Source organism: Saccharothrix variisporea (genome assembly GCF_003634995.1).
Lineage (GTDB): Bacteria > Actinomycetota > Actinomycetes > Mycobacteriales > Pseudonocardiaceae > Actinosynnema > Actinosynnema variisporeum.
Genome location: NZ_RBXR01000001.1, coordinates 7,300,122 through 7,312,561 on the forward strand (window position 1 = coordinate 7,300,122; position 12,440 = coordinate 7,312,561).

A 12,440-nucleotide genomic window follows, 5' to 3' on the forward strand; every position below is an offset into this window, starting at 1 on the left:
CATGACGCGATGGAGCTGGGGTAGGCGGGCGGCGGTGTTCGGCGGTGCCGCCCTGGTGGTCGGGGTGAGTGCGGCGTCGGCTGTGCCGGCCGTCTTCGACGGGCGGACCGACCTGCCGGTGGAGAACGTGCCGGTCGAGCTGGTCGCGTACGACGGGTGCGGTGCCGCGCTCGACGGGCTGCGCACCGCCGCCGCGCCGCACGTCGGCGTGTACGGCCTGGGCAACAAGGGCTACCTGTTCGCCGAAGGGGACGTCCAGTCGGCCGACGCCCGCCAAGCCGCCCCGACCGCGGAGAAGGAGTACTCCACCACCAACGTCCACGAAGCCGGCGTGGACGAGCCCGACCTGGTCAAGACCGACGGCACCAGGGTCGTCACCGTCGTGGACGGCAAGCTGCGCGTGGTGGACGCGGCCTCCCGCAAGCTCACCGGCACTCTGGACCTCCCCGCCGGGTTCGCCTCCCAACTGCTCGTCCACGGCGACCGCGCCCTGGTCCTCGCCGGCTCCACGATGGTCCTGGAACGCGGCATCGTCGACCCGGGCTTCGCCCCCGAGCAGGGCTCCACGATCACCCTGGTCGACCTGAAGGAACCCAAGGTCATCGGCTCGCTCACCGTCGACGGCAGCTACCTCGACGCCCGCCAGATCGGGGACGTCGTCCGCGTGGTCGTGCACTCCGGACCCCGCCTGCCCTGGGTCTACCCGGACGGCACCCGCTCCGAGGCCGAAGCGCTCATCCGCAACCGCGAGATCGCCGCGACCGCCCCCATCGAGGCCTGGCTGCCGAAGTACGAGCTGACCGAGCAGGGCAAGAAGTCCACCGGCACCCTGGTCGCCTGCGAGCGGGTCAGCCACCCGGAGACCCACTCCGGCACCTCGATGCTGTCCGTGCTGACCTTCGACTTCCCCGGCGACCTCGGCACCGGCGACGCCGTCTCGATCCTCGCCGACGGTGACACGGTCTACGCCACGGACAAGTCCCTCTACGTCGCCGACGACCACCACCTGGTGCCCAACCAGAACCGCCCGAGCGGTGTCACGGCCGTCCACCAGTTCGACATCTCCCAGCCCGGACCGCCCAAGCACGTCGCCTCCGGCCAGGTCGCGGGCAGCCCGCTCAACCAGTACTCGCTGTCCGAGCACGACGGTCACCTGCGCATCGCCACCACCGCGTTCAACGCCGCCGGTATCCCGGAACAACCCCCCGCCTCGCAGAGCGCGGTGAGCGTCCTCAAGAAGGACGGCGCCACCCTCAAGGAAGTCGGCAAGATCGACGGGCTCGGTATCGGCGAACGCATCTACAGCGTCCGGTTCGTCGGACCGGTCGGGTACGTGGTGACCTTCCGCCAGACCGACCCGCTCTACACCCTCGACCTGTCCGACCCGACCAAGCCGCGCAAGGTCGGCGAGCTCAAGATCACCGGCTACTCCGCCTACCTGCACCCGGCGGGCGACGGCAAGCTCATCGGCGTCGGCCAGGAAGCGAACGAGCAGGGTCGGGTGCAGGGCACGCAGGTGTCGCTGTTCGACGTCTCGAACCCCGCCGACCCGAAGAAGGTCGCCGGGCACCACCTGCCGGGCGGCTACTCCGAGGTCGAGTTCGACCCGCACGCGTTCCTGTCCTGGAAGGACCTCGTGGTCGTCCCGGTCGTGACCTACCCGTCCCGCGAGAAGCCGGTCGCGGCGCCCAGCAGCGGTGTGCTCGTGCTCCGCTTGCAGGGCAGCACCTTCAGCGAACTGGGCACGGTCCGGCAGCAGTCCGCCGCGGACTACGACGGCGTGCGGCGGGCGTTCGTCGTGGGCGACGAGCTGTGGACGGCGTCGACCGCGGGTCTCCAGGTCACCAAGCTGGACGGGCTGTCCCAGCAGGCGTGGATCCCGTTCACCTGACCGGCTGGTCGAGGGTCCCGGTGAGCAGGCGGTGCGCGAGGACCGTGCCGCCTGCCATCGCGGCCGGGAAGACCACCAGCGCCGCCAACGGGACCAGGCACAGCAGGTAGGTCGGCACGGCGAACCCGAGCGTCACCGCGCGGCGGCTGCGCAGGACCCGCCGCCGCACGGTGAGCTTGAGCCCGCGCCGGGTGAACGGGATGCCGGTCAGCTCGATGCCCAGCAGGGTCGCGTTCACGCACACCGCGATCACCGGCACCACGGTCTGCCCCACGACGGGGATGAACCCGGCCGCGAACAACGGGATCGCGCACAGGACCGCCAACCCCACCAGGAAGATCGCGTCCCGGATGCCGACCGCCGCCGACCGCGCCCAGCTCACCTTCTGCGACTCGGGCACGCCACCCAGGTGCTCGTCCTCGATCGTCTCCGCGATGTGCTCGTAGAACGGCCCGCCGATGACCAGCGTGATCGCGGAGAACAGCAGCAGCCCCACGGCCAGGAACGCGCCGATGATCGACGCGCCCGCGACGAACCGGGTGGCCGCGCGCAGGGACTCGTTCCAGTCGTCGGCGAACGGGGTCGCCCAGGCGGCGATGTCGTCGATCCACACGCCCAGCGCGATCACGCTGCCGACCAGCAGCACCGTGGTGATCAGGGCCGGGATCGCGCCGATGAGCAGCAGCCGGGGCGAGCGGAACACCAGTCCGAAGCCCTTGGCCAGCAGTCCGACACCGGTGGAGAAGTCGCGCAGCACCCTGATCACCGGCGGAGCATAACCGCCGGCCCTACGCCACCGGGGCCTGCTTGCGCGACATCAGCCGGTCCACCCACAGCGCGCCCGCCGCCAACCCGAGGAACAGCACCGCGACGGCGGTGCAGTTGAGCAGCACCCGGCCGTACCCCAGTTCCGTCACGTCGACGAACGGGTACGGGTACCAGTCGATGATCGCGCCCCGGACCAGCGTGAACGCCAGCCACGCCAACGGGAACACCACCGACCACCCGATGACCCGCCCGGTGATCGCGCCGCGCGGGCCGAACGCCAGCCACCCGACCACGCACAGCACCGGGGACGTGGTGTGCAGGAGGAAGTCCGCGAACGCCGCCGCGCCGGTCAGTTCGTGCAGGCCTTTGAGGACGGTGTGGAAGACGAGCCCGGTCACCGCGATGGCCAGGACACCGTCCAGCCGGAGTGTCCGGAAGAGCGTGGACGGACGATCCGGTCGCACCGCCAGCAGGGCGCTGGTCACCAGCACCAGGACGTTGGACTGGATGGTGAAGTAGCAGAACAGGTTGAACAGGCGCGACCCCAGGCCGGGGAAGCGGCCGGTGCTGATCCCCGCCGTCACCACGATCTGCACCACGAGCCCGACCAGCACCACCAGCGCCGTGACCCCGAACCACCCACGTCGAACGTCCATGATCGCGGAGGTTACCCGCGGGTAAGCCGGTCCGCCCGGTCGAGCAGGTAGTCCCGTTCCGGCACGCTCGCCGTGGCCCGCGCCGCCGCCCGGTACAGCTCGACGGCCCGCGCGTGGTCGCCGGTCAGCTCCACCAGGTGCGCCCGCACGGCCGCGAGCCGGTGGTGCCGGGCCAGGCGGGGGTCGTCGTCCAGGTCGGCGAGCAGGGCGAGCCCGGCGTGCGGACCGTCGGCCATCGCCACCGCGACCGCCCGGTTGAGCCGCACCACCGGGCCGGGGGACAGGCGTTCCAGCAGCTCGTACAGGCCGACGATCTGGAGCCAGTCGGTGTCCTCGGCGGTCGGGGCCTCGTCGTGCAGCGCCGCGATCGCCGCCTGCACCTGGTAGGGGCCGACGACCCCGTCCCGCAGCGCCGACTCGACCAGCGCGACCCCTTCGGCGATGCGCCCGGCGTCCCACTTCGACCGGTCCTGCTCGCGCAGCGGCACCAGCCGACCGCCGTCGACCCGGGCGTCGCTGCGCGCGTCGACCAGCAGCATCAGCGCCAGCAGGCCGGTCGCCTCGGCGTTGTCCGGGACCATCCGGTGCAGCTGCCGGGCCAGCCGGATCGCCTCGCCGGTCAACGCCGCCCGGTGCACCTCGACGCCCGAACTGGCCGCGTAGCCCTCGTTGAAGATCAGGTAGAGGACCTCCAGCACGGTGTCCATGCGCTGCGCGAACTCCTCCGGCGGCGGCGGGGTGAACCGCAGCCCGCCGGTCGCGACCTGCCGCTTGGCCCGCGTGATGCGCTGCGCCATCGTGCGCTCGGGTACCAGGAACGCCCGCGCGATCTCCTCGGTGGTCAACCCGCCGACCGCCCGCAACGTCAACGCGACCCGCGCCGGCCGCGGCAGGGCGGGGTGGCAGCACAGGAACAGCAGCGTCAACTCGTCGGAGTGGTCCACCTCCACCGGCCGCGACCACTCCGCCGACTCGGCCTCCTTGGCGAACCGAGCCGCTTCCCGCCGCCGCCAGTCCAGGTACTTGCGCGACGCCACCCGGACCAGCCACCCACGGGGGTTGTCCGGCACCCCTTCACCCGGCCACTGCACCGCAGCGGCCAGCAACGCCTCCTGCACGGCGTCCTCCGCCGCACCGAAGTCGGCGCCGTAGCGCAGCACGGCCGTGAGGGCCTGCGGCGCCAACTCCCGCAACAGGCCCTCGACAAGCGCGCTCAAGACTCCAGGCCACCCATGTCCATGACCGCCCGCACCTCGACGGCGTTGAACCGGGCGTCCGGAATCCGCTTGGCCAACTCCACCGCCCGCTCCTCGGACTCCACGTCCACCAGGTAGTACCCGGCCAGGTACTCCTTGGACTCGGCGAACGGCCCGTCGGTCACCTCGGCCCGCCCGTCCCGCACCCGCACCGTGCGCGTGGTCTGCGGATCGGTCAGCGGCCCACCGGCCAGGTGCTCACCGGACTCCACCATCTCCTGCGTCAACGCCCGGTACTCGGACATCAGGCCGTCCTGTTCGGACTGCGAGAGCGTGGCCCAGTTGGCGGGGTTGGACTGGATCAGCAGCAGGTACTTCATCCTCGACTCCTCGACTTCGTGCGGTACCGACACCGAGAACGTCGAACACCACCCCCGCCGCGCGACACGGCTCAGCCGACTTTTTCGGCCAGGTCCCGAAGATCCTTCCGGAGGTTGTTGCGCACGAACCACCCCATCACGGGGTCGAGCAGCCGGTAACGCCCACCCCGAACCCGGATCGAGGCCAGCGTCCCCTCGGGCGCGGGGTCGAACCGGTAGGTCACGTGCATGGGGAACGGCCCGGCGACGGACCGCATGTCCAGCAGGGCGGGCGGCTCATGCGCCTCGACCCGCAACACGTAGTCGATCCGCCGCCCGAGGAAGTACGCGGTCCGGGTGACCTCGGCCCCCACCCCGAACCCACCGCCGGGCGCGGGCGAGGTGAGCTCGGCCCGCTTGATCCCCTGCGTCCACTCGTGGTCATGCCGCCAGTCCATGGCATACGCGGCAACCCGCTCAGGCTCCCGCGCGATGGTCCGCCGCGCCGTCACGTCCATAACCGCTCATCCTCCGCTCGACACCCGTTCCCCGCAGAGGACGTCGAACAGCCTCACCCCAGCGCGACACCCCCACGGGAGGAAACCGAGGCCCTCCCGTGGGGGTGTCGTGCGGCGAGCAGCGGACGTCGGTTACCGGCGACGGCGGAAGGAGAAGGCTCGGGCGCCTACGCCCACGCCTGCCAGGTGGAGCGCCACGCACAGCAGACCGGCCATCAGCAGGGTGCCGCCGTCGATGACGGAACCCAGTGAGGCGTTGGCCAGGTCGAGCAGGAGGGCGAGACCGAAGATGACCGCGGCGATGATCGCGAACACTGGAGCCTCCTTGGGGGAGTTGTCGCCCGTCGTCTACCCCGCGGAAACAGTCCCCAAGCAGGCATTCGGCCCAATTCCGGGTCAGAGGTCCGGTCCCGGGTCAGAGGTGCAGGCCCAGGTAGGTCAACGGCCCCCGGTCCGGCACGTCGATCTCGTGGAAGCCCAACCGGTCGTAGAACGCCCGAGCCGGGGTGTTCACGGTGAGCATCCCCAGGTGCACGGCCGGTACCCCCTTCTCCCTCAACGCGTCGAGCAGCGCCGCCATCAACCGCCGCCCGTGCCCCGACCGCTGGTGGTCGGGGAGCAGGTCGATGTGCAGGTGGGCCGGGTAGTCCGCCAGCGCCGGCACGATCATGCGTTCCGGGTGGTGCAGGAGCCACACCATCTCGTCGGTCGGGCTCACGGGCGGGTCCACCAGCGGGAAGCGGTCCGCCACCTTCGGCAGCCAGTCGTCCCGGAACCGTTCGACGAAAGCCGGGGTGTCGGCCGCGCCCAGGACGTAGCCCACCGCGCGCTCGCCGTCGTCGGCGACGAAGGCCAGGTCCGGCTCCAGCTCCGCGTACGGCCAGGCGAAGGTGCTCGGCATCAGCTCCAGGTCCGGGTACAGGTGGCTGGAGTCGCCACCGGCGTCGGCGGTGCGCACGCAGATGTCGCCCACGGCGTCCCGGTCGGACTCGCGGTAGGGACGGATCAGCACGCTTCCCCCCTCAGGCGGGGCGTGCCGACGCCGCCGGCCCTCGCCCACGCCACCAGCCCGGCCACGTCCACCCCGTGCGGAGGGTCGTCCCGGTACGGCTCGATGTTCCGGGCGCCGCGGTCCACCAGGGACTGTGCGCCCCGGGCGTTGCCGCGTGCCGCGTGGGTCAGACCGACCGCCAACTGGGCCAAGCCGCGCCAGAGCTCGCGTTCCGGCTCGGGCGCGGCCTTCCAGGCGTCCTCCAGGACCTCATGCGCGTGGAACGGCTTGCCGTCGTCCAGGAGCCGTTGCGCCTCGGCCAACGACTCCGACGGCGTCCGGGGGACACCCTCGGGCTGGCGCTCCACCCCGGGAGCGCCGTACGGGAGTGGACGGCCCAGGCCGTCGCGCGGGCGGGCGTTGCGGGCGCGGCCCGCGTCGTCGCGGTCGCGCGGACTGCCGGTCATGTCTTGATCGTGTCACGACCGGCCGTCCGCGCGCACCCGTCAGCCCTTCAGGCTGGTGGAGAACCGGATCATGTTGCCCGACGGGTCGCGGAACGCGCAGTCCCGCACGGCGTAGGGCTGGTCGATCGGTTCCTGGACCACCTCCGCGCCCGCCGCGCGGATCCGCTCGAACGTGGCGTCCACGTCGTCCACCTCGAAGATCACGCCGTCCATGGCGCCCTTGGCGAGCAGCTCCCGGACCGTCACGGCGTCCTCGGGCGAGCGGGCCATGATCGGGTCGGCCAGCGCGATCTGGACCTCCGGCTGGTCGGGCGGGGTCATGGTGAGCCACCGCCACTCGCCCATGTCAGCGTCGACGCACGGCTTGAGGCCGATGACGTCCCGGTAGAACGCGAGGGCGATGTCCTGGTCGTGCACCTGGATGAAAGTGTGCGAGAGCTTCATGGCGCAAACGCTAACGCCGCAGGTCAACGGCGTGCTTCTCGAAATCTGCTTGGACGGTCGGCGTGCTTGGCCCAGCAGCTGGGGATGGCGGCGGTGGCCGAGTGGTCGCGGGCCCGGTACGCGCTGGGGGACTCGCCGACCAGCTCGGTGAACCGCGTGCTGAACGACCCGAGCGAGGTGCAGCCGACCGCCATGCAGACGTCGGTGACGGACATGTCCCCGCGCCGCAGCAAGGCCTTGGCGCGCTCGATGCGCCGGGTCATCAGGTAGTTGTACGGCGTCTCCCCGTACGCGAGCTTGAACTGCCGGGCGAAGTGCGAAGTGGACATCAGCGCCGCACGGGCCATGGCGGGCACGTCCAGCGGTCGGGCGTACTCGCGGTCCATGAGGTCCTTGGCCCGGCGCAGGTGGGCGAGCTCCTCCGGGGTCACGCGAGCAGCATCCCACGCCCATACTGGCGGTTGTGTCCGAACCGGACTGGGTCCTGCACGTGGACCTCGACCAGTTCATCGCGGCGGTCGAGGTGGCGCGGCGGCCCGAGCTGAAGGGCAGGCCGGTGGTCGTCGGCGGCAACGGCGACCCGACCGAGCGCGCCGTCGTGGCGACCGCGTCCTACGAGGCGCGGGAGTTCGGCGTGCACTCGGGGATGCCGCTGAAGGTGGCCGTGCGCAAGTGCCCGGACGCGGTGTTCCTGCCCTCCGACCCGCCCGCGTACGAGGCGGTGTCGGCGCACGTCATGGACGTGCTGCGGGAGCTGCCCGTGGTGGTCGAGGTGATCGGGTGGGACGAGGCGTTCCTGGGCGCGCGCACCGACGACCCCGAGGCGTTGGCGGCGTCCGTGCGAGCGCGTGTCGAGGCGGAGACCGGGTTGTCGTGCTCGGTCGGGATCGGGGACAACAAGTTGCGCGCCAAGCTCGCCACCGGGTTCGCCAAACCGGCCGGCGTCTACCGGCTGACCAAGGACAACTGGGTCCCGGTCATGGCGTCGAAGCCGGTGACGGCGTTGTGGGGGATCGGGTCGCGGACCGCGAAGAAGCTCGCGGAGCTTGGCATCGGCACGGTCGAGGAGTTGGCGCGCACCGACCCGGCGGAACTGGCCGCGCGGTTCGGGCCGGCGATGGGGCCGTACTTCCACCGGCTGGCGCTGGGCGCGGGGGACACCGAGGTCACCGCCACGCCGTGGGTCGCGCGGTCGCGGAGCCGGGAGACGACGTTCCAGCACGACCTGACCTCGCGCGAGGAGGTCCGGGAGCAGGTGGCGGTGTTGGCGCGGCGGGTCGCGGAGGACGTGCGGGCGGAAGGGCGGCCGGTGGTGCGGGTGGTGGTGAAGGCCCGGTTCGCGCCCTTCTTCACCTACACGCGCGGGGTGACCCTGGCGGGGCCGACGCTGGACGCCGAACCCGTCGAGCGGGCCGCGCTCGAGGCGTGGGAGCGGTTCTCCGACGACCGGGCGGTCCGGCTGCTCGGGGTGCGGGTGGAGTTCGCTAGCCCCGACCCGGCGACGTGAGCCCGAGCGAGCGGACCAGGTCGTCCAGTTCGGCTTCGTAGAGCTTGCCCGGCTCGGTGGTCTGGGCGCGCAACCGGCCGTAGACCTCCAGCGTGACCAGGCCGTGCATGCGGCCCCACACGCGCAGGGACAGCGCGACGGCGGCCGGCGGCAGGTCGGGGTGGTGCGTGCGCAGGTCCTCGGTGACGTGCGGGTCGAAGTCCTCCCAGCGGTGGTCGCCGTGGGACTGGGTGGCGGCGGCGGTCGGCCAGGCGGCCACGACGAGCTCGGTCAGGGCGGCGCACGCGCGCTTCTCCGGCTCGAAGCCGTCCTCGGGCGGCTGGTAACCGGGCACGGGGTCGCCGTAGATGAGCCGGAAGCCCTCGGGGTTGGCCAGCGACCACGCGCGGAAGGCGTGCGCCCAGGCCAGCAGGCGCGCGGCGGGGCCGTCGGCGGCGTCCCGGGCGGCTTCGGCCTGGCGGACCAGGTCGCCGTAGACCTCGGCGATCAGCGTGGTGATCAGGTCGTCGCGGGTGGCGTAGTAGCCGTAGATCGCGTTGGCCGTCATGCCCATCTCGCGGGCGATGGCCCGCAGCGAGATCGCGTCCGGACCGCCCTCGGCCATGAGCTTGAGCGCGGTCGCGCGGATCTCGGCGGAGGTCTCGGCACGCAGCCGCGCCCGCCTGCTGGGCACCTGGACAGCCATGTTGACACTCTACAGCGTTGCTGTACTGTGCGGCATATCTGAACTATACGCCGTGCAGTAAAAATACGGAGTGCATCTTGACCACTGGGGTAGCCGCGCGCCCGAAAACGGGTCTGCGGATCTTCTTGTTGGCGTTCGCCCAGTTCATCGTGGCGATGGACTACAACATCGTGTTCGTCGCGCTGCCCGACATCGGGCGTGCGCTGGACTTCTCCGCGCAGTCCCTGCAATGGGTGCTCAGCGCTTACGCGGTCGGGCTCGGCGGGTTCCTGCTGTTCGGCGGGCGGGTCGTGGACCGGCTCGGCGCGCGGCGGGCGTTCGTGGCCGGGCTGGTGCTGTTCGGGCTCGCCTGCCTGGCCGGCGGGGTGGCGACCGACCAGGGGTTCCTGGTCGCCGCTCGGGCCGCGCAGGGGTTGGGCGGCGCGCTGCTGACGCCGGCGACGCTGGCGCTGATCGGGTCCGGGTTCGCCGAGGGGCCCGAGCGCAACCGGGCGCTGTCGGTGTGGGGCGCGGCGGGCAGCGGCGGGCTCGCGGTGGGCGCGCTGCTCGGCGGGGTGCTGACCGACGCGTGGGGCTGGGAGTGGGTGCTGCTGGTGATGGTGCCGTTCGCGCTGGGCGCGGCCGTGCTCGCGCCCTTCGTGCTGGCACCGGACGCCGTGGTGGCACGAGGTCGGCGTGGTTTCGACGTCCTCGGGACGTTGCTGGCCACCGCGGCATCCGTGTTGCTGGTGTTGGGTCTGGTCACCGGGCCGGAGAGCGGGTGGGCACGAGGTGGGCTGACCGTGCTCGCCGGGCTCGTGGTGCTCGGGGTGTTCCTGCTCGTCGAGCGGCGGACGCGGGAGCCGTTGGTGCCGACCCGGCTGCTGGGCAACCGGGCCCTGCTGACCGCGATCGGCGTGATCCTGGTGTTCCAGAGCTCGCTCGGCGGCGCGTACTACCTGACCACCACCTACCTCCAGGACACCCTCGGCTACCGGCCGCTGGCCGCCGGCCTGGTGTTCCTGCCGCTCACGCTGGTCTCCATGACGGCCTCGATCAAGCTCCTCGGCCCGGTGATCGCCCGGTGGGGCGTGCGGCGCGCGCTGGTCGTCGGCATGGTCGGCAACGGGCTCGGGATCGGGCTGCTGGCCGCCGGCATGGCCGTGCACGGCGGGTTCTGGTTGTTGCTGCCCGGCCTGGTGGTGTGGGGCGTCGGCGGCGGGATCACGTTCCCGGCCATGTTCATCACCGCCTCGGCCGGGGTGGACGCGGGCCAGGAGGGTGTCGCGTCGGCGGTGGCGACCACCGCGCAGCAGGTCGGCGGGGCGATGGGGCTCGCGGTGCTGGTCGCGATCGCGGGCACGGCGCTCGGCACGGCCGGCGCGGCACTGGTCGCGGGCCTGGCGACGGTCGTCGTCGGGCTGGGGCTGGCCGCTCGGCGCTGAGGTGCCCCAGTGCCCGGTCGGGCTCGGCGCTGACGGCGTCACCCCGCGCCCGGGTGGGCTCGGCGCCGGCGGTGTCACCCCGTCGGGGGCTTTCTGTCACCCCCGGCGGGGTAACCCGGCGTGTGTCCGCGCGCGCGAAGCGTGGTCGGCGCAGAGCATCGAGCCCATGCCCCGCACCCACCTGCTCGGAGTTCTCGGCGCGGTCGCGCTGGTCACGGCGGTCGCGCTGCACGGAACCAGCACCGCCGACCCGCTGCCCGGCGGGCTCGGGCCGTGCGTCGGCACGCAGTGCCCCGACACGTTCCCGCCCATCCACAACGGCGCGATCGCCGGGTACGACGAGGCGGTCAACGTCTTCGTGGGCGGCGACTTCCGGGTCCGGGCGAGCGCGGCCGAGGCAGAGGGGCGGATCGTCGTCGGCGGGAACTTCGACCAGGCCAAGGACCCCGGCTCGTCGCCCTCCTACAACGTCGGCATCGTCGGCGTCGGGTCCCGCGTGCCACCGCCGCCCGGCTCGGACTTCCTGGTCACCGGCGGCGGCGTGAGCGTCGCCGCGGGCCAGAAGCTGCTCGCCGAAGGCGGGAACATCCACCACGCCGGCGGCATCAGCGGCACCTTCACCGGCACCGACAAGCCCGACCCCGACGCCTTCCAGCCCTACGCGGGCCTGGCCGCGCAGCTCACCACGGCGAGCACCTGCTACGCCGCCGCGGCCACCACCGGCACGGCGGTCAACCAGAACTACCAAACCCTCTTCACCGGCGACGGCAAGTCCGCGCTCCAGGTGTTCACCGTCGACTTCGACCTGGTCAGCGCCTCGGGCGGGCAGCAGGGGATCGTGTTCGCCGGCATCCCGGCCGGCGCGACCGTGCTGGTCAACCTCGTCGGCGACGCCCGCAAGATCGCCACCTACACCGGCGAGATCGCCGACGGCGGGCAGCTCAACAGCCTGCGCGAACGGCTCCTGTGGAACTTCCCGGCCGCGACGACGGTCGAGCTGGCCGGCGGCGCGCAGTTCCAGGGCAGCGTGCTGGTCGGCAACCCGGCGAGCACGACGACGGTGACCATGCCGGGCGTCAACGGCCGCTTCTTCACCACCGGTTCGCTGACCCACGGCGGGTCCGGCGGCGGCACCGGCAACGAGTTCCACGCGTACCCGTTCACCGGCGACCTGCCCGGCTGCGGCACGGTCATTACCACGACCGAGCCCACTACGACCACGACCGAAGTCACGACCACCACGACCGACAGCACCACGACGACCGACAGCACGACCACTACCACCACGCCGACCACGACCACCACTGCACCGGCCACGACCACCACTGCGCCGACCACGACCACCACTGCACCGGCCACGACCACCACCGCGCCGGCCACGACCACCACCGCACCGCTCGCGGGTGGTGACGAACTGGCGGTCACCGGTCGTGGGTTGGCCGGCTTCTTCCTCGTCGGCGGGCTGCTGGTGCTCGTCGGCACGGCCCTGCTCGCCCTGGTGGCCCGCAGGCGTCGGAGCTAGGAACGCGAACGG

15 protein-coding genes are annotated in these 12,440 nt (G+C 72.2%); 4 read left to right on the plus strand and 11 right to left on the minus strand.

Going from position 1 to position 12,440, the window contains the following annotated elements; all coding sequences use genetic code 11:
* Position 1: 1 nt before the first annotated feature.
* Positions 2-1,891 carry a beta-propeller domain-containing protein gene (locus DFJ66_RS33395; protein ID WP_147459422.1) on the plus strand — a complete coding sequence of 630 codons (1,890 nt, stop codon included), beginning with the start codon at positions 2-4 and terminating at the stop codon, positions 1,889-1,891.
* Here DFJ66_RS33395 and DFJ66_RS33400 read toward each other — a convergent pair.
* From DFJ66_RS33400 to DFJ66_RS33445, 10 genes are all read right to left on the minus strand, one after another.
* The gene (locus DFJ66_RS33400; RefSeq protein WP_121232111.1) at positions 1,884-2,648 is read right to left on the minus strand and encodes an EI24 domain-containing protein; all 765 of its coding nucleotides are present in this window, start codon (positions 2,646-2,648) and stop codon (positions 1,884-1,886) included. The genes DFJ66_RS33395 and DFJ66_RS33400 overlap by 8 nt on opposite strands.
* 31 nt (positions 2,649-2,679) lie before the next feature.
* The gene (locus DFJ66_RS33405) at positions 2,680-3,315 is read right to left on the minus strand and encodes a Pr6Pr family membrane protein (RefSeq protein WP_121227217.1); all 636 of its coding nucleotides are present in this window, start codon (positions 3,313-3,315) and stop codon (positions 2,680-2,682) included.
* Between the two features lie 11 nt (positions 3,316-3,326).
* Positions 3,327-4,532, minus strand: coding sequence for an RNA polymerase sigma factor (locus DFJ66_RS33410; RefSeq protein WP_121227219.1), 1,206 nt, complete (start codon positions 4,530-4,532; stop codon positions 3,327-3,329).
* Positions 4,529-4,891, minus strand: coding sequence for a YciI family protein (locus DFJ66_RS33415; protein WP_121227221.1), 363 nt, complete (start codon positions 4,889-4,891; stop codon positions 4,529-4,531). Before DFJ66_RS33415 ends, DFJ66_RS33410 begins: the two co-directional genes overlap by 4 nt.
* A 71-nt stretch (positions 4,892-4,962) precedes the next feature.
* A complete protein-coding gene (locus tag DFJ66_RS33420) occupies positions 4,963-5,388 on the minus strand; it encodes an SRPBCC family protein (RefSeq protein ID WP_121227223.1) in 426 nt (141 codons plus the stop codon).
* Positions 5,389-5,520: 132 nt separating this feature from the next.
* Positions 5,521-5,703, minus strand: coding sequence for a hypothetical protein (locus DFJ66_RS33425; protein ID WP_121227225.1), 183 nt, complete (start codon positions 5,701-5,703; stop codon positions 5,521-5,523).
* A gap of 100 nt (positions 5,704-5,803) precedes the next feature.
* The gene (locus DFJ66_RS33430) at positions 5,804-6,400 is read right to left on the minus strand and encodes a GNAT family N-acetyltransferase (RefSeq protein ID WP_121227227.1); all 597 of its coding nucleotides are present in this window, start codon (positions 6,398-6,400) and stop codon (positions 5,804-5,806) included.
* A complete protein-coding gene (locus DFJ66_RS33435) occupies positions 6,394-6,846 on the minus strand; it encodes a DUF309 domain-containing protein (protein WP_121227229.1) in 453 nt (150 codons plus the stop codon). Before DFJ66_RS33435 ends, DFJ66_RS33430 begins: the two co-directional genes overlap by 7 nt.
* A gap of 39 nt (positions 6,847-6,885) precedes the next feature.
* Positions 6,886-7,290: a VOC family protein gene (locus DFJ66_RS33440; RefSeq protein WP_121227231.1), complete on the minus strand. Its 405-nt coding sequence runs from the start codon at positions 7,288-7,290 to the stop codon at positions 6,886-6,888.
* 23 nt (positions 7,291-7,313) lie between these two features.
* A complete protein-coding gene (locus DFJ66_RS33445) occupies positions 7,314-7,721 on the minus strand; it encodes a helix-turn-helix transcriptional regulator (RefSeq protein WP_170199812.1) in 408 nt (135 codons plus the stop codon).
* Between the two features lie 32 nt (positions 7,722-7,753).
* On the opposite strand from DFJ66_RS33445, the gene DFJ66_RS33450 reads away from it, so the two are divergent.
* A complete protein-coding gene (locus DFJ66_RS33450; protein ID WP_121227233.1) occupies positions 7,754-8,797 on the plus strand; it encodes a DNA polymerase IV in 1,044 nt (347 codons plus the stop codon).
* Here the strand turns inward: DFJ66_RS33450 and DFJ66_RS33455 are convergent.
* A complete protein-coding gene (locus DFJ66_RS33455) occupies positions 8,775-9,482 on the minus strand; it encodes a TetR/AcrR family transcriptional regulator (RefSeq protein ID WP_121227235.1) in 708 nt (235 codons plus the stop codon). The two genes, DFJ66_RS33450 and DFJ66_RS33455, sit on opposite strands and share 23 nt — an antisense overlap.
* Before the next feature lie 77 nt (positions 9,483-9,559).
* On the opposite strand from DFJ66_RS33455, the gene DFJ66_RS33460 reads away from it, so the two are divergent.
* Positions 9,560-10,906: an MFS transporter gene (locus tag DFJ66_RS33460; RefSeq protein WP_211351398.1), complete on the plus strand. Its 1,347-nt coding sequence runs from the start codon at positions 9,560-9,562 to the stop codon at positions 10,904-10,906.
* Positions 10,907-11,072: 166 nt separating this feature from the next.
* On the plus strand, positions 11,073-12,428 hold the full coding sequence (locus DFJ66_RS33465; RefSeq protein ID WP_121227237.1) for a choice-of-anchor A family protein: 1,356 nt from the start codon (positions 11,073-11,075) through the stop codon (positions 12,426-12,428).
* Positions 12,429-12,440 lie beyond the last annotated feature (12 nt).